Origin of the sequence: Pseudoclavibacter sp. CFCC 13611, assembly GCF_008831225.1 — a bacterium.
In the GTDB taxonomy this organism is placed as follows: domain Bacteria; phylum Actinomycetota; class Actinomycetes; order Actinomycetales; family Microbacteriaceae; genus Pseudoclavibacter_A.
Map to the genome: position 1 here is coordinate 238,008 of NZ_WBKE01000003.1, position 24,028 is coordinate 262,035.

General features: G+C 68.3%; 24 protein-coding genes and 2 tRNA genes. 10 read left to right on the forward strand and 16 right to left on the reverse strand.

The features are described from left to right. Positions 1–65: 65 nt before the first annotated feature. Together F8O08_RS09735 and F8O08_RS09740 are read right to left on the reverse strand one after the other, a co-directional pair. Positions 66–137: transfer RNA gene (locus F8O08_RS09735), tRNA-Thr, on the reverse strand. 130 nt (positions 138–267) lie between these two features. Beyond that, positions 268–349 (reverse strand) — tRNA-Tyr (locus F8O08_RS09740). A 100-nt stretch (positions 350–449) separates the two neighbouring features. On the opposite strand from F8O08_RS09740, the gene F8O08_RS09745 reads away from it, so the two are divergent. The 3 genes from F8O08_RS09745 to F8O08_RS09755 are packed head-to-tail and all read left to right on the forward strand — an operon-like array spanning position 450 to position 1,996. Next, entirely contained in the window at positions 450–938 is a 489-nt protein-coding gene (locus F8O08_RS09745) for a YajQ family cyclic di-GMP-binding protein (protein ID WP_192496786.1), read from the forward strand. A gap of 12 nt (positions 939–950) precedes the next feature. Beyond that, complete coding sequence (locus tag F8O08_RS09750; protein ID WP_158037076.1) at positions 951–1,745, forward strand: tetratricopeptide repeat protein; 795 nt, start codon at positions 951–953, stop codon at positions 1,743–1,745. Then, complete coding sequence (locus F8O08_RS09755; RefSeq protein ID WP_158043146.1) at positions 1,742–1,996, forward strand: hypothetical protein; 255 nt, start codon at positions 1,742–1,744, stop codon at positions 1,994–1,996. Before F8O08_RS09750 ends, F8O08_RS09755 begins: the two co-directional genes overlap by 4 nt. 28 nt (positions 1,997–2,024) lie before the next feature. On the opposite strand, the gene F8O08_RS09760 is transcribed toward F8O08_RS09755, so the two are convergent. Further along, positions 2,025–3,224 carry a hypothetical protein gene (locus F8O08_RS09760; protein WP_158037074.1) on the reverse strand — a complete coding sequence of 400 codons (1,200 nt, stop codon included), beginning with the start codon at positions 3,222–3,224 and terminating at the stop codon, positions 2,025–2,027. A 146-nt stretch (positions 3,225–3,370) separates the two neighbouring features. Between F8O08_RS09760 and F8O08_RS11015 the strand changes: the two genes are divergently transcribed. Then, positions 3,371–3,847 carry a DUF4190 domain-containing protein gene (locus F8O08_RS11015; protein ID WP_225733311.1) on the forward strand — a complete coding sequence of 159 codons (477 nt, stop codon included), beginning with the start codon at positions 3,371–3,373 and terminating at the stop codon, positions 3,845–3,847. Between the two features lie 9 nt (positions 3,848–3,856). Here F8O08_RS11015 and F8O08_RS09770 read toward each other — a convergent pair whose 3' ends face one another. Genes F8O08_RS09770 through F8O08_RS09780 form a run of 3 tightly spaced genes read right to left on the reverse strand, consistent with a single transcriptional unit; the run spans position 3,857 to position 7,028 of the window. Next, complete coding sequence (locus F8O08_RS09770; RefSeq protein ID WP_158037073.1) at positions 3,857–5,254, reverse strand: FAD-dependent oxidoreductase; 1,398 nt, start codon at positions 5,252–5,254, stop codon at positions 3,857–3,859. A gap of 29 nt (positions 5,255–5,283) precedes the next feature. Further along, the gene (locus tag F8O08_RS09775; RefSeq protein ID WP_158043147.1) at positions 5,284–6,318 is read right to left on the reverse strand and encodes a polyprenyl synthetase family protein; all 1,035 of its coding nucleotides are present in this window, start codon (positions 6,316–6,318) and stop codon (positions 5,284–5,286) included. Further along, the gene (locus F8O08_RS09780; RefSeq protein WP_158030317.1) at positions 6,318–7,028 is read right to left on the reverse strand and encodes a demethylmenaquinone methyltransferase; all 711 of its coding nucleotides are present in this window, start codon (positions 7,026–7,028) and stop codon (positions 6,318–6,320) included. Before F8O08_RS09780 ends, F8O08_RS09775 begins: the two co-directional genes overlap by 1 nt. A 92-nt stretch (positions 7,029–7,120) precedes the next feature. On the opposite strand from F8O08_RS09780, the gene F8O08_RS09785 reads away from it, so the two are divergent. After that, complete coding sequence (locus F8O08_RS09785; RefSeq protein WP_158043148.1) at positions 7,121–8,410, forward strand: isochorismate synthase MenF; 1,290 nt, start codon at positions 7,121–7,123, stop codon at positions 8,408–8,410. A gap of 6 nt (positions 8,411–8,416) precedes the next feature. Here F8O08_RS09785 and F8O08_RS09790 read toward each other — a convergent pair whose 3' ends face one another. The 3 genes from F8O08_RS09790 to F8O08_RS09800 are packed head-to-tail and all read right to left on the reverse strand — an operon-like array spanning position 8,417 to position 11,249. Further along, the gene (locus F8O08_RS09790) at positions 8,417–9,184 is read right to left on the reverse strand and encodes an IspD/TarI family cytidylyltransferase (RefSeq protein ID WP_192497761.1); all 768 of its coding nucleotides are present in this window, start codon (positions 9,182–9,184) and stop codon (positions 8,417–8,419) included. Next, positions 9,181–10,833: a 2-succinyl-5-enolpyruvyl-6-hydroxy-3-cyclohexene-1-carboxylic-acid synthase gene (gene menD, locus F8O08_RS09795; protein ID WP_192497762.1), complete on the reverse strand. Its 1,653-nt coding sequence runs from the start codon at positions 10,831–10,833 to the stop codon at positions 9,181–9,183. Before menD ends, F8O08_RS09790 begins: the two co-directional genes overlap by 4 nt. After that, a complete protein-coding gene (locus tag F8O08_RS09800) occupies positions 10,830–11,249 on the reverse strand; it encodes a PLD nuclease N-terminal domain-containing protein (protein ID WP_158037067.1) in 420 nt (139 codons plus the stop codon). The genes menD and F8O08_RS09800 overlap by 4 nt, the downstream gene beginning before the upstream one ends. 113 nt (positions 11,250–11,362) lie before the next feature. Between F8O08_RS09800 and F8O08_RS09805 the strand changes: the two genes are divergently transcribed. Continuing rightward, positions 11,363–11,728 carry a DUF4229 domain-containing protein gene (locus F8O08_RS09805; RefSeq protein WP_192497763.1) on the forward strand — a complete coding sequence of 122 codons (366 nt, stop codon included), beginning with the start codon at positions 11,363–11,365 and terminating at the stop codon, positions 11,726–11,728. 2 nt (positions 11,729–11,730) lie between these two features. On the opposite strand, the gene F8O08_RS09810 is transcribed toward F8O08_RS09805, so the two are convergent. The 3 genes from F8O08_RS09810 to F8O08_RS09820 form a co-directional block, all read right to left on the reverse strand. Next, a complete protein-coding gene (locus tag F8O08_RS09810) occupies positions 11,731–12,639 on the reverse strand; it encodes a 1,4-dihydroxy-2-naphthoate polyprenyltransferase (protein WP_158043152.1) in 909 nt (302 codons plus the stop codon). 62 nt (positions 12,640–12,701) lie between these two features. Beyond that, positions 12,702–14,069, reverse strand: coding sequence for an AMP-binding protein (locus F8O08_RS09815; protein ID WP_158043153.1), 1,368 nt, complete (start codon positions 14,067–14,069; stop codon positions 12,702–12,704). Beyond that, positions 14,057–15,028 (reverse strand): 1,4-dihydroxy-2-naphthoyl-CoA synthase, encoded by a 972-nt coding sequence (locus F8O08_RS09820; RefSeq protein ID WP_158043154.1) that lies wholly within the window; start codon positions 15,026–15,028, stop codon positions 14,057–14,059. Before F8O08_RS09820 ends, F8O08_RS09815 begins: the two co-directional genes overlap by 13 nt. Positions 15,029–15,287: 259 nt before the next feature. On the opposite strand from F8O08_RS09820, the gene F8O08_RS09825 reads away from it, so the two are divergent. Next, on the forward strand, positions 15,288–16,466 hold the full coding sequence (locus F8O08_RS09825; RefSeq protein WP_158043155.1) for an FAD-dependent oxidoreductase: 1,179 nt from the start codon (positions 15,288–15,290) through the stop codon (positions 16,464–16,466). Positions 16,467–16,491: 25 nt separating this feature from the next. Here F8O08_RS09825 and F8O08_RS09830 read toward each other — a convergent pair whose 3' ends face one another. Together F8O08_RS09830 and F8O08_RS09835 are read right to left on the reverse strand one after the other, a co-directional pair. After that, positions 16,492–17,160, reverse strand: coding sequence for a response regulator (locus F8O08_RS09830; protein WP_158043156.1), 669 nt, complete (start codon positions 17,158–17,160; stop codon positions 16,492–16,494). Beyond that, entirely contained in the window at positions 17,157–18,482 is a 1,326-nt protein-coding gene (locus F8O08_RS09835; RefSeq protein WP_158043157.1) for an ATP-binding protein, read from the reverse strand. Before F8O08_RS09835 ends, F8O08_RS09830 begins: the two co-directional genes overlap by 4 nt. 183 nt (positions 18,483–18,665) lie before the next feature. On the opposite strand from F8O08_RS09835, the gene F8O08_RS11065 reads away from it, so the two are divergent. Together F8O08_RS11065 and F8O08_RS09845 are read left to right on the forward strand one after the other, a co-directional pair. Beyond that, positions 18,666–20,147 (forward strand): PspC domain-containing protein, encoded by a 1,482-nt coding sequence (locus F8O08_RS11065; protein ID WP_158043158.1) that lies wholly within the window; start codon positions 18,666–18,668, stop codon positions 20,145–20,147. A 65-nt stretch (positions 20,148–20,212) separates the two neighbouring features. After that, the gene (locus F8O08_RS09845; protein WP_158043159.1) at positions 20,213–20,641 is read left to right on the forward strand and encodes a hypothetical protein; all 429 of its coding nucleotides are present in this window, start codon (positions 20,213–20,215) and stop codon (positions 20,639–20,641) included. On the opposite strand, the gene F8O08_RS09850 is transcribed toward F8O08_RS09845, so the two are convergent. Both F8O08_RS09850 and F8O08_RS09855 read right to left on the reverse strand, forming a co-directional pair. Continuing rightward, positions 20,638–22,164: a DHA2 family efflux MFS transporter permease subunit gene (locus tag F8O08_RS09850; protein WP_158043272.1), complete on the reverse strand. Its 1,527-nt coding sequence runs from the start codon at positions 22,162–22,164 to the stop codon at positions 20,638–20,640. The genes F8O08_RS09845 and F8O08_RS09850 overlap by 4 nt on opposite strands. Positions 22,165–22,193: 29 nt before the next feature. Then, entirely contained in the window at positions 22,194–22,769 is a 576-nt protein-coding gene (locus F8O08_RS09855; protein WP_158037057.1) for a PadR family transcriptional regulator, read from the reverse strand. A gap of 241 nt (positions 22,770–23,010) precedes the next feature. Here F8O08_RS09855 and F8O08_RS09860 point away from each other — a divergent pair, with 241 nt between their 5' ends. Further along, positions 23,011–24,027, forward strand: coding sequence for an o-succinylbenzoate synthase (locus F8O08_RS09860; protein ID WP_158043160.1), 1,017 nt, complete (start codon positions 23,011–23,013; stop codon positions 24,025–24,027). The last annotated feature ends 1 nt before the right edge of the window (position 24,028 follow it).

Consider the following 24,028-nt stretch of genomic DNA (forward strand, 5'->3'; position numbering starts at 1 on the left):
CGCCTTCAGTGCATGAGGTGGCCGCAGCAGACTGAGGAGAAAAGAAGAGAGAGGAAGAACCGGAGAGCCTCGAGCGAGGATTGAACTCGCGACCCCTTCCTTACCATGGAAGTGCTCTACCACTGAGCTATCGAGGCATGCACTCTGACCGACCGGCCGAGGCACCATAAGACAATAACATCTTCAGGGCCCCGGTCGACAAACCGGAGTGCGAGCGGCGAATCGACTGCGCGACTGCGTCGTGCATGCCGAATTCGCTGCTCGGCGTGGCGGGTGCAGGATTCGAACCTGCGAAGGCTGTGCCGGCTGATTTACAGTCAGCTCCCTTTGGCCGCTCGGGTAACCCGCCGTGCTGCAGTGTTTCAAGAAGACCGCAACCAGATAAGGATACTAGCAGTATCGACCGCTCGCAAAACAAATCCACAGTTCTTCTCTGTATGATCGGTCACATGGCAGACTCCTCTTTCGACATCGTCAGTTCCATCGACCGTCAAGAGGCCGACAACGCCCTGAATCAGGCGGCAAAAGAGATTTCGCAGCGCTATGACTTTCGTGGCACCGGAGCATCCATCGCCTGGAGCGGCGAAGACGTGCTCATCATCGCCAACAGCGAAGAGCGCGCCAGCGCGGTGCTCGACGTCTTTCAGACGAAGCTGATCAAACGCGGCATCTCGCTCAAAGCCTTTACCGCTGGCGAGCCTGCTGCGAGCGGCAAGGAATACCGCATCCAGGGCTCGTTCGTCGAAGGCATCGCCCAAGACCAGGCGAAGAAGATTGCGAAGCTCATTCGCGATGACGGCCCCAAAGGCGTGAAAGCGCAGATCCAAGGCGATGAGCTGAGAGTGTCGTCGAAGAGTCGCGACAACCTGCAAGAGGTCATCGCGCTGCTGAAGGGTGCCGATCTCGACGTCGCCCTGCAGTTCACGAACTACCGCTAGGGGTTCCTGTATATGCATAGTGAGCCGACGGAGCATCTGTGGAGGCGCATCGCCGAACAGGCGTGGAACGTCGCGAAAGACTCAGACCCCGAGTCGACCGTGCGCCTGTTCGAAGAGCTCGTGCCCTTCATGGACGCCCAGGATCCTGACGATGTCTTCCAGCTCGCCAGCGCGTACTACTACGCCAACAACCATTTCAAGGCGCAGCTCTTTCTCGAGTTCGTGATCAAGCGCGGTCTCAGCGAAGAGAACCGCCCGCTGGCCATCCTGCAGATGGCCGATTCGCTGCGCTCGCTCGGCCGCGGAGAGGACGCTCTGCGCTGGCTCGACTTCGGTCTCGCCGAGTATCCCGGCGAAGAGCCCGGCCGCTGGTTCGCCGCTCTCAAGGTGCGTACGCTCGCCGACCTCGGGCGGCACGACGAAGTCGTCGACATGGCCTTGGGCCTCCTCGGAATGCCCGCTGAGCTGCGTCAGCCGCCCAAGCCGTCAGACTCGGTGCCGCCCCAGACCGATCCGACCGACCGGGTGCGCGCGACCCTGCGTCGTCGCGACCTGCGCCTGCAGTCGATGGATGTCACCTCTCGTCGGTCTGCACCGGGCGGGCCCGCCTGTGACCAAGACCCGTCGGCCACGGCATCCGCCAGTCACGCCGACCCTCAGCGGGCCGCTCGCCGAACCGGCCGCCGGGCGTCTGCACCGGTGCGCCGCCGTGATCTGCGAGACGACCACGCGTCGACCGCGACGCCGAAGCACTCGAAACCCGACGCGGATGCCGACGACGGTTCGAAGAACCGAGGAGCGAAATGAGCCAGGGCAAGAACAGACAGCCGGCGGCGAAGCCCACCGCGAAAGAGCGCGCGCTCGGCAAGCGGCAGATCATCCGCGGGCTGATCATCGGCGCGATCGTCGGGCTGATCATGTTCGCGATCACCGGCGAATGGCTCTACTCACTGGTCGGCGTGGGCATCGGCCTGATCAGCGGACTCGTCATTCAGCCGTCGAAGGTCAAAGACGATCAAGACGGCAAGAACGGCAAAGGGGCCCAGCGCCGGCGCTGATCAGCGCACCGACGCGGCCCCTGCCGCCTCAGTACCCGGGATGCGTCTGCCGTGCGCGTTCGATCGCCGCATCAGCCTCAGGCGACCCCTCGACCACCGGCTCGGTGCGCCCGGGAAAGGGCTGCAGCACACTGAACGCCGGCCGGCCATCGGCTCCCACCGGCAGCGGAGTGATGCCGTCTTCGAAGACGGGCCACGGCAGATGCGGCGTGGGCTCCTCGGTAGCGGCCGGTGAGACGACGGGCTCGGGGTGGACAGAAGCCGCTGGGTACACAGAAGCCGCTGGGTACGCAGGCGCCTCTGGTGCGGCTGCAGGCATGGCGACCGGCGCGATGGGAGCGCTCTCAGCGGCCCACTGAGCCGTCTCTGAGCCGTATGGCCGCTGCCGGGACTGAGCCAGACGCTGCTGACGTTCCAGGCGGCGGGCACGCCGTTCGTCTGCGTTGAACGTCCAAGACAGCAGAATGAACACGCTGATCGCCAGGAACGCGAGCATCAGGACGATCACGATGAGACGCCCGAACCATTCGCCTGCGTCGACACGGAACGAACGCTGCAGCAGCGTCGGCAGAAACAGGATCACGGCCAGCAGCGAGAACAGCCCCGCCGAGGCGACGGCGAGAAACTTCAGCACAGCGTTCTCACCGGCCTGCTTGAACGTGAACCGAGCCGCGGCGACCGGTGCCTTGGCCGCGATGATCAAGGGGATGAGCAGCCCGAGCGCCAGCGCAGCGTTCTGCCCGGCGGTCGAGACGCTGCTTCGGTAGGAGTAGACGTCGCTGATCTGACGCGCCGGCTCTATCCAGGTGAGCATCACGCCGAATGCCACGACGTAGACACTGCTCACGATCGCCAGCGGCACGGGATAGAAGCGATCTCGGTCGGCGATGCTCAGTTCGCCGATCGTGATGCCGATGAACGCCGCGAAATAGATCACCGTGACCGTGACCTTGCCGCCCTTGGCCGGAACGTCTCCGAAGAACAGCGACACGATCACGAAGAGTGTGACGGCGATGAGCGCGCCGATGGCGATCCAGAGGTTCGTCGGGATCTTCTGAGCCACGCGATTGGATCGCGGCCGCAGCGCCTCTCCGAAACCGGCAGCCGTCGGATAGGGGCCCGAAGGCGGCGCCGATGCCTGCGGCTCTGCGCCTGCAGAGCGCGGTTCCACAGGTGGCAGAGGAGGCTGCTGAGCGGGATTGGGATCCTGCGGGCTGGGGGCGTTCATCGTTCTCTCCTGACCTCAGGTGTTCGGGCGTGCAGCTCAAGCCTAGCCGGGGCGGCCAACTGACGACAGGCACCCCTGATGCGGGCACAGGCCGCCACACACGTTACAGTCAGAGAACCAGCTGATCGTTTGAACGAGGAGCAGACATGCCCGATCCGTCCACCCCGAACCCGAATGAGCACCGGTACCAGACTGGCCCCGAGGCCTACGGCACGCCGCCGCAGAATCCTCCCGCATACGACGCGCCGCCGGTCTCCAACGGCGCTCCCACGTACCCAGGCACGCCGACCTATCCTGCCGCTCCGGGCTACCCCGCAGCACCGGCGTATCCTGCTTCACCGGCGTATCCTGCCGCACCGGCGGGCCAGGGGCAGTACGGCTACACGCCGGCACCGCCGACCAATACGATGGCGATTCTCTCGTTGATCTTCGCATTCGTGTTCAACGTGCTGGGCGTCGTCTTCGGGCACATCGCGCTGAACCAGATCAAGACTCGTGGCGAAGGCGGCAGAGGTCTCGCCCTCGCCGGGCTGATCGTGAGCTACGCCAGTCTCGGACTGACGCTGCTCTGGCTCGCGTTCATCTTCATCATCGTCGCGAGCACTGCCTCATACAGCTACTGAGGCCTGCGGTCACTCGATCGAGTCAGAGCTCTTCGCAGTTCGGCTCGCATCGAGCATGCCCTGACGCGAGACGATCTTCACACGTTCGCGGTCTGCTGCCTCGCCCAGCGCACGCTCAGCGGCATCGAGGTTGTGCCAGCCCTCCAGGGTAGTGAAGTCGACGCCACGCTCACCGAGCAGCTCCGGAATGGTCTCTTCGGCAGCGACGGTCGGCTGCCAGATGCGACCGGCATGCACGTCTTCGATCAGGTTGGTGACCGTCTCGAGCGCATCTGACTTGGTCGAGCCGATCAGCCCCACCGGGCCGCGTTTGATCCAGCCGGTCGAGTATTCGCCGAGTACGGTCTGACCCTCATCGACGACGCGACCGCCCTCGTTCGGAATCACGCCGTGCACCTCGTCGAAGGGCACCTGCTCGAGCGGCGACGAGTAGTAGCCGACCGCACGGTAGAGCTGACCGAGCTCGACGTCGTGCGTCTCACCGGTGCCGACCACACACCCCTCGGCGTCGACCTGCGTGCGCTCGAGGCGCAGCCCCTCGACGCGCTCGACGCCGAGCACCTCGACCGGGCGCTGCCAGAAGTGCAGGTGCAGCCGTCGCGATGCCGTGCCCGGCTCACGCTGCAGCCACTTGTCGAAGATGCGCCGGATGACCTTCTTCTGGTTGTTCTTCGCGATCGCGGCCTCGTCGGCCTCGGTGTAGACGAAGTCGGCCGGGTCGAGCACGATGTCGACGTCGGGAACCTCGCCCAGTTCGCGCAGCTCAAGCGGCGTGAACTTCACGTCGGCGGGGCCGCGTCGCCCGAAGACGTGCACGTCGGTGATCTTCGAGGCTTTGAGCCCAGCATAGACGTTCGCCGGAATCTCGGTGGGCAGCAGATCGTCGGCGTGCTTGGCGAGCATGCGCGCCACATCGAGCGCGACGTTGCCGTTGCCCACCACACCGACATGGGGCGCGTCCAGCGACCATTCCCGAGGAAAGTCGGGGTGCCCGTCGTACCAGTTGACGAAACGGGCAGCACCATACGACCCGGGCAGGTCGATGCCCGGAATGCGCAGGGGCGCATCCTCGACCGCACCGGTCGCGAAGATCACCGCGTGGTAATGCGAGCGCAGGTCGTCGAGCGTGATGTCGCGCCCGAAGTCGACATTGTCGAAGATGCGGATGTCGCCGCGGTCGAGCGTCTCACGCAGCGCGTTGATGATGCCTTTGATGCGCGGGTGGTCGGGGGCCACGCCGTAGCGCACCAGCCCGTACGGGGCGGGCAGCCGCTCGAACAGATCGATCGACACGTCGAAGTCGCGCTCGGCCTTCAGCAGGATGTCGGATGCATAGATGCCGGCCGGCCCGGCGCCGATGACGGCGACCCGGATGCGCGCCGGCTGTCTCGCTGACGACTCTGACATGCGCGATGCTCCTTGCTGAATCTGGGATCTCAGTGACTTCTGCTGACGATGTAGTCGGCCAGCCGTACGAACAGGTCGCGCACATGGCCTGCGGGCAGCGCCTTGAGCGCGTCGGTCGCGTCTTTCGCCCAGGCCTTCGCCTGTGTGAGCGCCTCATCGGTGACCGGATGCGAGGCGAGCGTCGCGAGAGCCTGGTCAAGCGTGTCGTCGTCGGCGAGCAGACGCTTCACCTCGTCTCGCACGGCCGCGGCCTCGGGGTCGGTCTCAGCCTGTCGCTGCAGCAGCAGCCACGGCAGCGTCGGCACGCCCTCGCGCAGATCGGTTCCCGGCGTCTTGCCGAGCTCGTCGCTCGTGCTGCGCAGATCGATCACGTCGTCGACGAGTTGGAAGGCCACGCCGATGCACTCGCCGAAACGACGCACCGCGACGCGGTACTCGTCTGGGGCGCCGCCGAGCAGCACGCCGAGCTCGCCGGCGGCGGCGATCAGCGACCCGGTCTTGTCGGCGAGCACCTGCAGATAGTGCTCGATGGGGTCAGCGCCCTCGTCCGGGCCGAGCGTCTCATGCAGCTGCCCGAGGCACAGGCGCTCGAAGGTGTGCGCCTGGATCATGATCGCCTGCTGGCCCAGCTCGCTGACGATCATCGACGCGCGTGCGAACAGGATGTCTCCGGCCAGAATGGCGGCGTTGTTGCCCCAAATGCGGTGGGCGCTGGTGACCGAGCGGCGGGTGTCGGCCTCGTCCATGACGTCATCGTGGTACAGGCTCGCCACGTGGGTCAGCTCGACTCCGGTGGCCGCTTCGAGCACGCCGTCGTTCACACCCTCGCCGAGCTCCGAGGCGAGCAGCGCGAGCAGCGGCCGCACGCGTTTGCCGCCTGCCTCGACCAGGTACCGGGTGGCGGCATTGGTCACCGAGTCGGCCGAGGTCGACTCCTTGACGATGCGCCGCTCGACGTCTTCGAGCCCCTGCTCCATGCGGCCGACCAGCTGGCGATCCTCGGAGCGCAGAAAGAACCGTTTGGGTCCGCTGACCAGTCGGGTGGTGTCGTTGCCGCGTTCCATCAGTCTTCGTCCTTCGCCGCCGGCTTCCATGCACGATGCAGGGCCACGATGCCGCCGCTGAGATTGCGCCACTGCACATGCTCGAACCCGGCAGCGCGCAGATGCCGGGCGAGCGAGCGCTGATCGGGCCAGGCCTCGATCGACTCGCTCAGATACGGGTAGGCAGCGTCGTTGGTGCTGGCCAGCTGTGCCAGACGAGGCAGAACGTTGCCGAGCCACCAGTCGTAGACTTTGGCGAACGGACGCCACGTCGGCGTCGAGAACTCACAGATGACGTATCGGCCGCCTGGCTTCAGCACTCGCAGCGCCTCGCTCATCGCTTTGTCCATGTCGACCACGTTGCGCAGCCCGTACGAGATGGTCACCGCGTCGAAGCTGTCATCGTCGAAGGGCAGCGCCGTGGCGTCGGCCCACTCGAACGTCAGGAACGGGTAGCGGCGGCGGCCCTCGGCGAGCATGCCTTCGGAGAAGTCTGCCGAGACCACATCGGCGCCGGCCTGATGAAAGGGCACGCTCGACGTGCCGGTGCCTGCCGCGAGGTCGAGAACACGTTCTCCCGGCCTCGGGGCGACGGCACGCGTCGTGGCCTGTCGCCACTGCCCGACCTGCCCGAACGTCATCACCGTGTTGGTGCGGTCATATCCCGGCGCGACCTGGTCGAACATCGCCGAGACCTCTTCGGGTCGTTTGCTGAGATCTGCGCTCGTCACAACGCCCCAGTGTACTGACTTTCCCCGAGCAGGGCACGACGGCGTCTCGTCATATCGCCGACAGCGGACGGCTCCGGGCTAGGATCTTGCACGTGTTCCAACTCACCACCCGCACAGTCCAGGTGCACGCCTTCGACACTCCCTTCCCTCTGCTCGACGCCGCAGACCCCCTGCTCTGGTGGCGAGACGGCGAGGGGATGCTGGGCATCGGCCGCGCGCTGACCCTCACGTTCTCGGGCCCGGAGCGCTTCGATCAGGCCCGTCGCGTCTGGAAGTCAGTGGCCGACTCGGCCCACCAGCTGGGTGCCGCAGCAGAGCCGGGAACCGGTCTGGCCACCTTCGGAGCGTTCGCCTTCGACGACGCCGCAGCCGTGCCCAGCGTGCTCGTGGTGCCGAGCCTGCTGATCACACAGCGCGGCGGGCGCACCTGGGCCACCCGGGTGATCGAATCGAGTGCGGGAGCCTCCGTCGACGACCGGCTCGACCCCGATCGCATCAGAGCCGAGGTCGACCATCTGCTGGCCGCATCCGCCGACCGCCGCGCACACCGAGCAGCCGACCTCGCCGCCGACTCGGTCGCGACGCTGCACGCCGATGCCGACGCGCCCGAACGGCACGCGCACGCAGTTCGCCGGGCACTCGACCTGATCGAGCACGGCACGCTGCAGAAGGTGGTCGTCGCGCGGTCAGAGCGCGCGAGCCTGCCGGCGGGCTTCGATCTGCCGACCGTGCTGCAGCGGCTCGAGGCCGCCTACCCCTCATGCTGGAACTTCTGCGTCGACGGGTTCTTCGGCGCCAGCCCCGAGACGCTCGTCGAAGCGCATCGCGGACGGGTGCATGCGCGGGTGCTCGCCGGCACGCGACCGCGTGACGCGAACCCCGCCGTCGACGACCTCGCCCGCGACCTGCTGACGTCGTCCAAGGACCAGCACGAGCACGCGCTCGCCGCGCAGAGCCTGCTCGACACGCTGGCCCCGCATGTGCGCGATCTCGGGGCCGACGGCCCTTTCGTTCTCGAGCTGCCCAATGTGCTGCACCTGGCCACCGACGTCGACGCCGAGCTCGCCGACGGCGCAGACGTGCTCACTCTGATCGCCGCAGTGCACCCGACGGCTGCGGTCGCCGGCGTTCCGCGTGAGGCCTCGCTGCAGACGATCAGCGAGATCGAAGGCGTGAATCGGGGACGCTATGCCGGCCCGGTCGGCTGGATCGATGCGAGTGGCGACGGCGAATGGGCCATCGGGCTGCGCTCGGCACAGCGCATCGGCTCGACGATCACGGCCTGGGCGGGTGGCGGCATCGTGGCCGGGTCTGTGCCCGAGCAGGAGTTCGCCGAGACCAGCGCCAAGCTGCAGCCGATTCGGCAGGCTCTCGCCGGCTGAGCAGGTTCAGCCCTCGGGATCAGCGAGACGACGACGCGCCTCGGCCAGATCGGCCGCCGTGGTGATTTTGCCGTTCGCCGCGTCGCCGGCGACGACCAGCACCGCGACGTCGGGTCGGGCATGTCGCACCACTGAGCCGTCGTCGGTGGGAGCGAACTCCGGGTCGTTACGCACACGTCGATGCGCGTCGAGGATCACCCCGAGACGAAACGCCTGCGGGGTCTGCACCAGTCTCATGTGCGACCGCGGCGGCGTCACCGCCAGCACCTCTGAACGGCGCCCGCCGACCTCTTCGTCGCGCACTTCGATCACGGTGTCGGCGCTCGGCACCGCAGTGACCACCGCGTCTGCACGTTCGAGGCCGGCGTCGACTCGCCTGAGCACCTCGGCGCTCACGAACGGACGTGCGGCATCGTGCAGAAAGACGCGCGCGTCGTCAGGCAGCCGACCGGCCAGATGCTCGAGGGCGAGACGGGACGAGTCGCTGCGCTCGGCACCGCCGGGAATCACCGCGCGCACCAGCGGATGCCGACGAACGCCCGACCCGTCGTCGCCGACCAGCGCGCGCACCGCATCCACATGGTCGGGATGCATCACGACGAGCAGCTCGTCGAACAGGCCGCTGCGCTCGAACGCCGCGATGGTGTGCTCGATGAGCGGCCGCCTGGCGACCTCGGCCAGCTGCTTCGGCAGGCCGGCGCCCACGCGAGCGCCCACTCCCCCGGCGAGCAGCACCCCGACGCGCACGACATCGGGCTCGGCGGCCGCAGTCACGCGTCGATCACGACCTCGACGATGCCCGGCTCTCCGGCCGCCACCAGACCGTCGAGCTCGGCGACGTCGCGCGCCTGACGGTAGGCCCATCCGTAGGCCGCGGCGGTCTCTCGCACGCGCAGCGGCTGCGGCGTGCGCACGACCCGTTCATAGAGCGCCGGGTCTGCGGTCGCGACCTCGAGGCCGGCGAAGATGCTGCCACCGTGGTCGTTGACGACGATGATCTGCAGCGGCGGTGCGGCCTCGCACTCCGGGCGCAGCAGGCCGCCCACATCGTGCGCGAAGGCGAGATCGCCGATGACCAGGCGCGTGAGCGCGCCGGCACCGGCTGTGCGCCGTGCGTCAGCGACGCCCGAGGCTGCCGAGATCGTGCCGTCGATGCCGGCGAGACCTCGATGCCCGAATACGGGAACGGCGCTCGCACCCACTCGTTCGTCGGCCACGCGCACCATGTGCGACGAGGCGAGATAGATCGCATCGGCGCTCGGGGCATCGATGCGGCTGTGCCGCCAGACCGCGTCGATGACCGCTTCGCGGGTGAGGGCCTCACCGGTCGGCGACGCATCGGCGAAGACCGGCGCACCGGGGGCATCCGCTGCGCCGTCGCCGTGTGCGTCACCCCCCTGCGCGCTCGCTTCGAACCGCAGCAGGTCGACGCGACGCGCCCGATGCCCCGGAGAGAAGTGCTCACGCCCGGCCGGAGCCACCGCGATCACCTGCACGTCGGCGCGTTCGGCGAAGTGCCACACCTGCCGCGAGAGTGACGGCAGGCCGGTGACGATCATCCTGCACGCGCCGTCGGCTCCGTGATCGAGCCACTCTCGGTAGCCCTTGACGGTGTGCCACTGCCGGGCTCCCGACGTGATCTCGGCGATGACCGGCACGCCGGCGTCACGAGCCGCTCGCACCAGATCGACGTTGGCGCCCAACCCGGCGACCAGCACGGCGCCACGCGCCGGCACGGTGGCCGTCTCTTTGCGCGTCGCGTTCAGCAGCGGATGCTGTGGCCGCTCGTCGTCGATACGACGGCGCACCAGCGCCTGCAGCGCGCTCGTCTCGGTGTGGCGCCCCGACAGCGGCTCGACGAACTGCACGTTGACCTGTACGGGCCCGCGCAGCGAGATGTGTCCGTCATCGATGCCGGGTCGGTTGAGCTCGGCGAACGGCAGCACCTCGCAGGCGAGTCGAACCGCGAGACCCACTGGGTCGTGCGCGTAGTCTCCCTCAGCGAGGTCGTGGTCGAGCGTCGCCAGATCACCGAGAATGTTCGCCTGTCGAGTGGTCTGGTTGGCTCCGGTGCCGCGCAGCTCGGCCGGCCGGTCTGCGGTGAGCAGCAGCATCGGCACCTGTGCGCGAGCGGCCTCCATCGCGGCAGGCACCAGATTGCCGACAGCGCTGCCCGAGGTCGTGATCACGGCCGCCGGGCGTCGTGTGGCCATGCCGATGCCGAGCGCCAGAAACGCCGCATCTCGCTCGTCGATGCGCACGTGCAGGTGAAGCAGGCCAACGGCCTCGAGCTCTGCCGCGGCGAGTGCGAGCGCCTGAGACCGCGACCCCGGGCTCACGACGACGTGCTTGACGCCGCGCTCGACGAGCGCCAGCAGCAGGGCCGTTGCGAATTCGCTGGATGCCGCCACAGCGGCGGTCACTGATCGCCCTTCGAGGATTTGTCTCCGCCGTTCGGCCGATCGTTCTCTTCTTCGAGGTCGGACAGCTGCTGCTCGAGCCAGGCGATGCGCTCGTCTGCCGTCATGCCGTGCATCGCGCTCTCGCTGGGAAGCTCGACTGTCGGGCGCACGCCGCCGGCATCGTCGTGCGACGAGCCCGCACCACCGGGCCGACCCTGCTGTGCAGACGATGAGCCCTCGGCGGTCACCGATGCGCGCGGACGACCCGCGTACCACCAGAGCACCGCCCCGATGACCGGCAGCAGCACGATCACGATCATCCACGCCCATTTCGGCATCACGCCGGTGGTGCCGCGAGGCGTCAGGGCGGCATCGATGAACGCCACCACCATGGCGGCCAGAGCCACGAGAGCGACGACGATTCCGATGCGTACCATGCCGTCTATCGTACGCGAGACCGCTGTCAGCGAGCTGGGTGACGTATCTGATCTCGAATCTCGCGACGTGCCCGCACAGGCTCGTCATGAGCGGAGCCTCTAGACTCAAGGGCGTGAAAAAGCTTCCCGCCTGGCTCGTCTACACTCTGCTGCGCGTCGGCATCGTGCTGGTCGCGCTCATCATTCTGCTGCTTCTGGGATTCAACCCGTTCGTCGCCGCCCTGATCGCCGTCGTCGTCGGCCTCTTGGTCTCATACCTCGTGCTCGGCAAACAGCGTCAGGCGTTCAGCGACGAGCTCGCCCGCCGCAAGGCTCACCCTGAAGAGGTGCGGGCGAAGCGTCGCCTCGGTCGTGTGGCCGACGACATCGAAGACGCCCAACTCGACGAGGCCGAGCGGCAGGCCGATGGCCGTGCAGACCGGCCGGCGAAGCCCAACGACGCTGCGAAGCCTGACGACGCTGCGAAGCCCGACGCCTGAGCTCAGAACTGCAGGCCGACGGCGAGCAGCACCGCGAAGGCCAGCGCTCCGAGGCTGGTGAATTTGAGCGAGGCGATCTGGTCTCGCGGCGAACGCGGGTGCAGCCCACGCACCACAGCGAAGGCGACCGGCACCACCGCAGCCAGCGAGATCCACCCGAGTGACGCATCCGGATGCAGTGCGACCGCTGCGATGACGAAGGGCAGCCCGCACATCAGCAGGTAGGCGATGTTCGCATTGCGACGACCGAGACGGGCCGCGAGCGTGTGCTTGCCGGCCACGCGGTCGGTCTCGATGTCTCGGATGTTGTTGATCATCAGCACCGCGCACGAGAACAGCCCCATGGCCACGGCGGCCCACACGCCGACCCAGCTGGGCGCGCCGGTCTGCACGACCTCGGTGCCCATCGTCGCGACCAGACCGAAGAAGACGAAGACGGCGACCTCTCCGAGCCCTGCGTAGCCGTACGGGTGCGAGCCGCCGGTATAGAACCAGGCCGCGACGATGGCCACCAGCCCGATGATCGGAAACCACCAGAACCCCGAGGCGAGCGACAGCCACAGGCCGAGCACTGCCGCCAGCCCGAAGCAGACGAAGGCCGCCGCCTTGACCACCAGGGGCTTCGCCAGCTTGCCGCCGGTCAGACGGGCCGGACCGACTCGATGCTCATCGGTGCCGCGAATGCCGTCGGAGTAGTCGTTGGCGTAGTTCACCCCGATCTGCAGCAGCAGCGCCACCGCGAGCGCGAGCACCGCGAAGAGCAGGTTGAATCGGCCGTAGTGGCCGGCGACGCCAGACCCGGCCACGACCGGGGCGATCGCCAGGGGCAGCGTGCGCAGTCTCGCGCCTTCGAGCCAGTCGCCGAACGTGGCTCGGCGGGTCAGGGAACCGGAGGGATCCTGAAAGTTCATGCAGCGGGGGTCTTTCTCGTCAATTCGTCATCGATCAGCCATGAGGCGGCCGGTCGTTGCGGTCAGATGGAGTCTTTGGGAGAGGGGCGCTGAGCTGCGAGCGCCGAACCCGCCAGCGCCTCTGCCGTCTCGTGCAGCGAGCGCAGATCGACCTTGCCGCTCGACAGCCGAGGCAGCCCGAAGGGGAAGTATGTGATGGCGGCGGCACCGGCATGGCGCCCGAGACGCTCGCGCAGCACGAGGTTCAGCTCTTCTCGCGTCATGCGCTTGACCCGGTTGCGCCCGTCGGCGTAGACGGCGAAGCGGGTGCCCCACTTCTCGTCGTCGAAGGGAACCGCGACGGCATCGTCCAGGCCGGGCAGGCTGTGCAGCACGTCGTGCACCTCGTTGAGGTCGAGTTTGACTCCACCCGTGATGATGGTCTGATCGTCGCGTCCGGTCACGGTCAACACTCCCTTAGTCAGGTCGCCGAGGTCGCCGGTGGCCAGCCACCGGCTGCCGCCGTGCTCGACGAAGGTCTGTGCAGTGCGCTCGGGGTCGGCGATATAGCCGCTGGCAAGCACAGACCCCGAGACGAAGACGCTGCCGTCTCTGACTGCAAGTGTAGTGTCACCCACCCGCCGCTGCGAACCATCGGCGAGCGTGTAGACGCAGCCGCCGGCCGTCTCGGAGCTGCCGTACGTGGTGACCACGTCGATGCCGGCGTCGCGGGCGGCCTGCAGCAGACCGGGCGCCGAACGCTGCCCGCCGACCATGATGTGCGCATATCGACGCAGGGCGTCGAGCGTCGCCGGGTGCGCGGCGGCGTCTTCGAGCAGCACATGCAGCTGTGTCGGCACCAGCGCGGTGAGCAGGTGTGCGGCGGATGCGCTGGGGGCGTCTGCCCGCGCGGACGCGTTCGGCTGCGCCTCGGCAGCGGCCTGCGCCGCCAGCTCGTCGGTCGCCGCGACGAACGCCTCTGGGGTGAAGTGCCGGTCGACGCAATCACTGCGCAGGTGGTGTGCGACGACCGGGGTGGTGCCTGCTGCGAGCGACCGCACGAGCACCTGCAGCCCGGCGATATAGTGTGCCGGCAGGGCGAGCAGCCAGTGCCCTTCTCCAAGAATCTCGTTCGTGCCCCGCGCGCTCGACACCAAGGCCTGCGCCGAGAGCCCCACGCGCTTGGGACGCCCCGTCGACCCCGAGGTGCGAATGACGACGGCGACGTCGGGGTCGACGGCGACCTCCATACCCTCGAGACCGCCGGCCTGCTCGACGAACGCACGCTCGGCATCCGCCGTCTCAGCGGGCGACGGCAGCAGCGCCGGCCCCTGCCCGGCCAGCACGTCGGGCAGCGCGGTGAACAGCGACATCGGGTCGGCGTCGACCACGACCAGCGGTCGCGCCAGCCCCGGTGCCGACGCCACCTCGAGCGGGGTCAGAACTGCCACGAGAACGGGCTCCAGTCGGGGTCGCGCTTCTGCAGGAACGAGTCGCGGCCCTCGACGGCCTCATCGGTGCCATAGGCGAGGCGCGTGGCCTCGCCGGCGAAGATCTGCTGACCGACCATGCCGTCGTCTGCGGCGTTGAACGCGAATTTGAGCATGCGGATGGCCGTCGGCGACTTGGTCAGGATCACCCGCGCCTGTCGCAGCGCCTCGACCTCGATCTGGTCGTGATCGACGACGGTGTCCACCGCACCCATCTCATAGGCGCGCTGCGCGTCGTACTCCTCGGCCAGGAAGAAGATGCTGCGGGCGTTCTTCTGCCCCACCTGCCGGGCGAGCAGGGCCGACCCGTAGCCGGCGTCGAACGACCCCACGTTGGCGTCGGTCTGCATGAAGCGCGCGTGCTGGCGGCTCGCGATGCTGAGGTCGCAGACCACGTGCAGCGAGTGGCCGCCGCCGGCTGCCCAGCCGCCGACCACCGCGATGACGACTTTGGGCATGAACCGGATCAGCCGCTGCACTTCGAGAATGTGCAGGCGCCCCGAGCGGGCCTGGTCGGCGGCGTCGACGTGCGTCTCGTCGTCTGAGTATTTGTAGCCGTCGCGGCCGCGGATGCGCTGGTCGCCTCCCGACGAGAACGCCCATCCGCCGTCTTTCGGGCTGGGGCCGTTGCCGGTCAGCAGCACGACGCCGATGCGCGGGTTGCAGCGCGCGTCGTCGAGCGCACGATAGAGCTCGTCGACGGTGCGGGGGCGAAACGCGTTGCGCACCTCGGGCCGGTCGATCGCCACACGCGCGATGCGGCCGCTGACGTCGTGGTGGTAGGTGACGTCGGCGAAGTCTTCGAAGCCCGCGACTGCGCGCCACTGCGTCGCGTCGAAGGTCTCAGAGACCGATGCGGCCGCGTGTTCTGCCGAATGTTCTGGGGTGGATGCCGGGGTCGAGTTGTTCGCGTCGCTCACGACGCCGATTCTAGCGGTCGGTCTGGCAGAGCCGCAGTGTTTCCCAGTGGAAACATGCTTGGAAGAGCGCCGAAACAATACGTTCGTATAACAATGGTGGGTTCTTATTCCGTGCAGGTTCGAGCGACACGGCTTCACCTCCCGTTCGGCAGAAGAGGTTCACAATGGCGTTGTCCGCCCTTCATGTGCCGTTGCAGCCGACCCGGCGATGGAGCGGAGACGGCAGCGTGCCGAACCCCGGCGAAAGGCCGGCACCCGGATGAGCAAGCACTCCACACCAGCTGCCAGAGTCGTCGACGTCGCCGTGGTCGGCGTCGGCACGATCGGCTCCATGGCGCTCTGGGCGCTCTCCACAGCACGACGGCGATCCGCGAGCACGCTGCGCGTGCTCGGCATCGAGCAGTACGGCACGGTGCACACCCACGGCGCCTTCACCGGAGAGTCCCGACTGTTCCGCGTCGCCGCCAAAGAGGGACGTCATCTCACCCCGGCGCTGCTCGAAGCGCGCACCCGGTGGCTCGAGCTCGGGCGACTCGCAGCTCGCGATCTCCTCATTCCGGCTGGTGCCATCCACATCGCTCCCAGCGGGCACCCGGATCTTCACGCGGCCTTGAGCGCCGCCGAGGAGTTCGACCTGCCCCATCGACACTTCGACGCCGACGACCTGCGACGCCAGTACCCTCAGTTCGCAGTCGACCACGGCGACGAGGGCTTCCTCGACGAGCTGGCCGGCGTCGTGCGCCCGGAGAGCGCGGTCTTCGCGGCCTCACGACAGGCCCAGGCCGACGGCGCCGAGGTGCTGTACAACACCGTCGTGACCTCGCTGAGTCCGACGGGCACCGGGGTTCGCATCGAGACCTCTGCCGGCGCGGTCGAAGCCGGTCACGTGATCGTGACGGCCGGCCCGTGGACGGCTCGTCTGGTGCCGGGCCTGAGCCGGATGCTGACGGTCGCGAACTTTGCACTGGCCTGGTTCATGCCCGCCGACATCTCGGCCTTTCTGCCCGCGAGGCTGCCGGGGTTCATGCGCGACTTCGGCGACATGCACGCCTTCGGCGCGCCGAGCATCGACGGCTTCAGCGTGAAGGTCAGCCCGCACCTGCACCTGCCGACGGTGGCCAATCCGGCCCGTCGTCCGATGACTCTCTCGCGAGAGCAGCTGCGCTGGCTCGGCACTCAGGCGCAGCGCATCTTCCCGAGTCTCGATCCCGAGCCCGTCCGGTGGTCGGTGCACCCCGACTCTCAGAGCCCCGACAGCCGGCCGATCATCGACACCATCGGCGAGGGACGGATCTCGATCGCCGCCGGCATGTCGGGCAACGGCTTCAAGTTCGCTCCCGTCTGGGGTCAGGCCCTCGCCGATCTGGCACTCACCGGTGCGAGCCCGTGGCAGGATGCGGAGTTCACCCTGGCGCATCATGCCGACCCCGTGGGCTGAACCGCATGCCACCGGTCGCGCTCGGTCAGAGCAGCCGGCGGGCGAGCGCCCACGCGGTCAGCTCGTGCCGCGACGACATCTGCAGCTTGCGCAGCACCGACGAGACATGCGTCTCGACGGTCTTGACCGAGATGAAGAGGTCGGCCGCGATCTCTCTGTAGGTGTAGCCCTGTGCGATCAGGCGCAGCACCTGCTGCTCGCGCCGGGTGAGCCGGTCAAGTTCGTCGTCGGCCTGCGCGGTCTCGCCGCTGGCGGCTCCGAACGCGTCGAGCACGAACCCGGCGAGGTGCGGCGAGAAGACCGCGTCGTCGTCGGCCACCCGCCGTACCGCGTCAGAGACTTCTTCGGCCGAGGAGCTCTTCGTGATGTAGCCGCGAGCACCGGCGCGAATCACTCGCACGACGTCTTCGGCCGAGTCCGAGACGCTCAGCGCGAGAAAGCGCGTGTGCGGCGCCGAACGCTGCGAGCGCTCGATCACCTCTGCTCCGCCACCGCCCTGACCACCGGGCAGATGCACGTCGAGCAGCACGATCTGCGGCTGGGCCTCGTCGATCACCCGCACGGCGGCGTCGACGTCGGGAGCCTCGCCGACCACTGCCAGGTCGTCGGCGAGCGACTCGCGCAGCCCCGCCCGAAAGATCGAGTGGTCTTCGACCAGCACGACGCTGATGCGTGCTTCGTCCGTCTCGTTCATCTGCCGCCCCGCTCCGTCGTCATCGCGTCCTGCTCGTCGAGGGTGAGCACCACGCGCGTACCGTGACCGCCCGGGCCTGCGGTGATGCGCGCCTGCCCGCCAGACCGCCGCATGCGCGCGATGATCGACGAGCGGATGCCATGTCGGTCATCGGGAATCGCACCGAGATCGACCCCCGGGCCGCGATCGGTCACCGTCACGCTCAGCCGGCGACGTGGCATCGCATCCGCAGCCGCCGCTCCCGCGTCGACGCCGCCCTCGACCAGCACCGAGATGCGCCCGCCGGCGTGCCGGGCGGCATTCGTCATCGCCTCGTTTGCGGCTGCCACCAGGGCGTCGGCACCGCCGCTCCCGCGCAGCGCCCCGGTGACCACGACATCCCCGATCGTCACCACGTCGAAGGTGCAGCCGTGCTCCTCATCCAGCCGCTCTGCGATCGCGCGCAGCCGTGCGCCGACGTCGCTCGGTTCGGCGCGCTCCTCGTCTGTGAGCCCGGTGTCGCGCACGAACAGCCAGTCGCGCAGTTCGCGTTCCTGGCGTCGGGCGATGCGTGCGACGTCGCTGTCCGGGGCAGACTTCTGCCGGATCAGCGCCAGCGACTGCAGCACCGAGTCATGCAGATGCGCGGCGATGTCGGCTCGCTCGTTCGCCCGAGCACGCTCCGCCCGCTCGTTGGCCAGCGTGCGCATCACTTTGACGACCCACGGCGCCAGTGCGACGCCGGCACCTGCCAGCACCGCGAGCGCGCCGCCCAGCACGCCGGTGGGTCGCCCCTCGCCGCCCGGCAGCACGAGCAGGATCACACCGACCACGACGAGCGCCGCGCCGCCGATGACCTGCCAGGTCACCTCCCGCGTTCCGGCTGCGCCGTCGCTGATGAGCCGACGCCAGGCCAGCACCAGGCCCACGACGGCGATCGCGGCGGGAATCAGAATCTGCAGCGGCACGCTGCCGGTCGCCACGGCGATGGCGAGCGCGAGCAGCCCGCCGCCGATCAGCAGCGGCACGGCCGGGTTGAAACGACGGCTGGTGGAAGGTGCGGGATCCGACGTTGTCCGAGCTGCATCGCCCGGTCGCTGCAGGATGCTGCCCGCGACCGAGGCGGCGGGTGGCTGACGTGCCGGGTCGTCGGCGTCCGGCACCAGCAGCCACAGCCAGAAATAGAGCACGATGCCGGCGCCGCCGAAGAGGGCCGCGACCACCATGCCGATGCGCACAGCCTGCACCGAGACGTGCAGATGCTCCGCGAGCCCCGCGCACACGCCGCCGAGCACACGCGGGCGCGTGCGCAGCATCCGGCGCTGCGAGACGGGTGGGCTCATGCCTCCATCCAACCACGGACGCCTGCGGGGAGCGCTCGGTCTCTACCGCGATCGCTCGTCAACGGCCGTTTCGGAGCGATCCGTGGTGGCAGGGAGCGATCCCCGCAGGGGAGAGTGCCCTGAGCAGAAATCAGGGTGATCCCTGATAGCGGCGGCCCCGACCCGGCACGCACACTGGTGAACATGAACGCTCACCCCACACCTCCAGCGCCCGAAGGCCCTGCCGACGCCGGTCACTCCGGCGACGGCGCCCAGACAGACCATGGAGCCCAGACCGACCACGGCGACCAGAGCCGGCAGACCGGCTTCTTCCCCTGGCTGCGCGGCCTCGGGGTGCCCCGTGGCGAAGACCGATGGTTCGCGGGCGTGTGCTCCGGCATCGCGCATCGCTTCGGCATCGACCCGCTGATCGTACGCGGCATCGCCGTCGCACTGTTCTTCGTCGGCGGCATCGGCGTGCTCACCTACCTCACGGCCTGGCTGCTGCTGCCGGCGGCCGACGGTCGCATCCATCTCGAAGAGGCGCTGCAGGGCCGCGCGAGCACCGGGGTGTGGGTGGGTCTCGGCGCCGTCGTACTGCTGCTGCTCACCCCGATCGGCGGTCACGGGTTCGGCATCGGCTGGTTCTGGGATGACGATGTGCTGCACCTGTCGGGCCTCGCCATCGCCCTGCGCGTGATCTGGACGATCGCCGTCACCGCCGCGCTGATCTGGCTGGTGGTCTGGCTGATCCGGCGCGCGAGCCGGTCGGGCGGCGGCCCTCAGCCCACCGCATACGACGACGCTGCGCAGCAGACCCGTGACGCCTTCTCTGACGCCGCACAGCAGTCGAAGGCCGCGTTCGCCGCCGCGAACGCCCAAGGTCGTGCGCAGGCGAGAGCAGCGCACGAAGAGGCCCGAGCACGCGGGCGGCAGCAGGCCCAGCAGGCGCGGATGCAGGGTCAGGCGGCAGCGGAACGCGCACGTCTCTCGCATGAACGCAGCCGGCCGGGCAGCGCGGCCGTCTCGATCGGCTTCGGCATCGCGCTCGTCGTCGGCGGGGCGGTCGGCGGTCTCGCGCCGATGATCAGCTCGGAGATCAGCGCGCTCACCGCCGTCGCACTCGGATTCGCCGCAGCACTGCTCGTGCTCGGCGTCACGATCACGGTTCTCGGGCTGATGGGTCGACGCGGCGGCGTGCTGAGCTTTCTCGCCGTGGTCGCCGCTGCCGCCACGCTGACGCTCAGCCCGCTGACCGTCGTGCGCACCGGACCCGTAACGGTCGCCGGCGACGCGCACTGGAGTGTGCAGCCGAGCGACCTGGTCGACGAGGCGTCGGCACCGTCGTTCTCCATGGTCGCCTCGACCGGCCGGCTCGATCTTCGGGCGCTCGACGACGCTTCGCACACCCCGGCGCCGATCGACGTCTCAAGCACGGCCGGCACGCTGTCTCTGATGATTCCCGATTCGGGCACGTTCCGCATCGTGACGACGGCCACCGTCAGCACGCTGAACCAAGACGCGCTGCCCGGAGGTGAGTCCGAGCAGCGCTCGGGTCTCGGCTTCAGCTCGATCACCGTGGTGCGCGACGGTCGGGTCGTTTCAGGCGACACCGACGATTCTGCGGGCGTGACCGTCAACGCGCATCTGATCGCCTCGACGATGAGCCTGCAGCCGGCACGATGACCCTCGGCCACCCGCACGAACGCGCTGAGCCCGCTCCCCGATCCTCTTCTCGAAAGGTCATTCCGATGTCACTTCCCACCACACCCGAACCGCGCGATCCCGACCAGCAGCCGAAGACGAACGCCGAAGACATGCACGACACCCTGCCGCTGCACGAGCCGCTGCACGAGCCGCTCGGCGCGACCACGGCATCCGCCGCAGCTGGAGCGCCCCCTGAGGCTGGTGCGCCCGCTGCGCCCGCCGACGCACCGACTCAGGTGCAGACACCCGAGCAGGCGCCGGTGCAGGCGCCGGGACGCCCCGGCCCGCGCATCGGCACCGTCGTCTGGGGGCTGATCGTCATCGTGGCGGCTGTGCTCGTGGTCGCCTCGCTCACACTGCCGTTCACGATCGACCCAACCATCGCGATCATCTCGGTGCTGATCGGCTTCGGCGCGCTGCTGATCATCGGGGGCATCTGGGCCGCGATCAGTCAGCGCGCAGATCGACGTTAGTCGGTCTGCCGGGCAGCAGCCGCTGCGGCGGGACTGCCGTCGGTCTCGACGCTCGGCGTGCCCCGGTCGCCGAAGTGGTTCGGCCGCTGATAGAGCAGGGCAACCAGCCCGGCCACCGTCAGAGCGACCGCGGGCAGGATTATGGAGTCTGACATCGCACTGGTGAAGCCAGTGGCGACGATCTCGGGCAGCGAGCCTGCGGAGCCTCCGGCGCTGGCAGCCCCAGACGCACCGGGCAGGTAGTGATCGAGTCGCGATGTCATCACGGCGGCGATCGCCGCAGCGCCGATGACGCCGCCCATCTGGCGAGCCGTGTTGAAGACGCCGGATGCCGCTCCCGCCAGCTTCATCGGCAGGTTTCTGGTGGCGGTGGCGCTGACCGGCCCCCACATGAAGGCGTTGCCGAGACCGAGAATCATCGACGGCACGAGCAGCAGCTGCCACGGCGTGTCTGTGTGCATGACGAGCAGGTAGGCCCACATGCCCAGCGCCGAGCACAGCGTGCCCGTCGCCGCGAGGAGGCGCGGGTGCACCCGGTCGGTCAGCCGCCCCGAGATAGGGGCCAACAGCATGCCGAGCACCGAGGCGGGCAGGGTCATCAGCGCTGACTGAGTCGGAGTGAGGCCTCGGACGATCTGAAAGTAGTAGACCAACGGAATGAACATCGCAGTGATGCTCAGACCGATCAAGGTGATGGTGGTACTCGAGACCGAGAAGTTGCGATCGCGAAAGAGCTGCAGCGGCACCAACGGAGCGACGCGCTCTGCGCGCTGCCACAGCACGAATGCGATCAGGAAGACCACACCGCCGATGATCGACAGCATCACCCACAGGTTCCAGTCGTAGCGGTTGCCCTCCTGAATGCCGAAGACCAGCAGGAACACGCCGACCGCCGAGAGTGCGACGCCGAACCAGTCGAAGCTCTCGCGATGCGACTTGAGGTCGGGCACCAGCCAGACGGCCAGCACGAAGCCGATGACGCCGATCGGCACGTTGACGACGAAGATCCACTCCCAGCCCAGACTGTCGACCAGCAGACCGCCCAACAGCGGCCCGACCAGCGTGGCCAGACCCGCGACCGAGCCCCAGACCGCCATGGCGCTGCCACGGCGATGCGGCGGAAACACCCGCTGCACCACGGCCATGGTCTGCGGCGTCATGAGCGCCCCACCAAACCCCTGGATCGTTCGCGCCAGGATGATGTTGACGAAGCCGCTGCCCGGCAGCCAGCCGGAGAGACCGCACCACAGCGAAGCGAGAGTGAAGATCACCAGCCCGACCAGGTAGACCCGCTTCGGGCCGAAACGATCGCCGAGACGACCAGCCACCAGCATCGGCACCGAATAGGCGAGCAGGTATGCAGAGGTGACCCAGATCACCTCATTGACGTCGATGCCCAACCCGTGCTGAATGCTCGGGTTCGCGACCGACACGATGGTCGTGTCGATCAGGATCATGAAGAAGCCGATGATCAGCGCCCACAGCGCCGGCCACGGGCCGTGTGGGGTCTCGGGGGGCGTCATGACGTCGTGGTCAGACGGTTTTGCGGTGTTCACTTGTTCTCCCATTCGAGGTGCTCGGTGCGGATGTCGTGGATCAGCTGACGGGTCCAGGTCAGGTCTGCTGTCACGAGGGCTTTTCGATAGTGGGCGCCGAGCAGATAGCGGCGTGCGGCACCGGCGGCCTCGGCGCTGGCGAGGTTCGAATCGATGAGCGCCTCGATCTCGCTGAGATGCTCGACTCGACGCTGCAGCAGCTCGACGATCAGCGGCGCAGGCAGATGATGGGCTTCGGCGATCGCCACGGCGAACACCGGGTGTTCGTCAGCCGGCGTCTTCAGCAGGTCGGCGACGCGATCGCGCAGAGCCTCGATGCCCGCTTCGGTGGCCTCGTACGCGGTGCGTTCGGGCCGGTTGCCCTCGCACTGCGTGCCGACCGCACGGATCAGCTGCTGTTCGGCCAGGCGATTCACTGTGTGGTAGAGCGTGCCGGTGGTGAGACGCATATATCGGTCGGCCCCACGGCTGAGCATCACCTGCTGCAGCTCGTACGGGTGCGTCGCCCCTTGCTCTTCGAGCAGAGCGATGACCATGATCGCCATCGAGCTCAGTGGCCGGTCTCTGGGCATGCGTCACTCCTGTCGGCATCAAGCTGGAACGTGCTGTGTGCTGCGGCATGTGTGTCGCAGCACCTCTCAGCGCGACAGATGCGAGCATACTCCACTTCGAATACTCCATGCCAAATACACTCATGTCTCTTCAGATGACCCCTGCACGCACCGAGATCGGTGCACCGCGATCGAAGCACCGCGCTGACGCTGAGCGCCTGGCACGCAGAACGTCACAGACGCCGTGGAGTAACGTGGGCACATGAGCACACTGCCCCCGCTCGACGAGCTGCTCGACACGCTGCGAGTCGTCTCGCTGCCCATGAACACGCCTTTTCGCAACGTCACGGTGCGTGAGGCCGCCCTCTTCGAGGCGCCCGGCGGCTGGGTCGAGTTCTCGCCGTTTCTGGAGTACGAGACCGCCGAGGCGAGCACATGGCTGGCCGCCGCGCTCGACGCCGGCTGGCAGACGCAGCCCGAGCCGGTGCGGCACAGCGTGCCGGTCAACGCCACGATGCCTGCCGTGCCAGCCTCACAGGTGCCCGAGGTCATGGCGCGCTACGGCGATCTCGCCGGGCTGCACACGGTCAAGGTGAAAGTGGCCGCGCTCGGCGAGGCCCTCGAAGACGACCGGGCCCGCCTGCGAGCCGTTCGCGAGGTCGTCGGCGACGACGTGCGCATCCGCATCGACGTCAACGGGCGCTGGTCGCTCGACGAGGCCTTCGCAGCGCTCACCCAGCTCGAGCGCTTCGGGCTCGAGTACGCCGAACAGCCGGTCGCGACAGTCGAAGAGCTCGCCCGGCTGCGCGAGATGCTCGCGAGCGCCGCAGTCGCTGTGCCGATCGCGGCCGACGAGAGCATCCGCAAGGCCGAAGACCCGATGCGGGTCGCCGCTCTCGGTGCCGCCGACCTCATCATTGTGAAGGCCCAGCCGCTCGGCGGCGCACGCCGAGTGCTCGACATCGTGCGAGAGACCGGGCTTCCCGCGGTCGTCTCGTCGGCGCTCGACACGGCGGTCGGCATCGCCTTCGGCGCGCGCGTAGCGGCCGCACTGCCGACACTTGAGCACGCCTGCGGGCTCGGCACCGGTGCGTTCTTCGATCGGGATGTCGTGGCCGGCCCGCTGGTGCACGACTTCGCGATCGCCCCGGGGTGGCCCGAAGTCGATGCGGATGCGCTGCGCCAGCTCGACGCCGGCACGGCACGCACCGGATGGTGGCGCGAGCGGATCGCTGACTGCTACGCGCAGCTCACGCGCGATTCACCCGACGCCGGCTGAG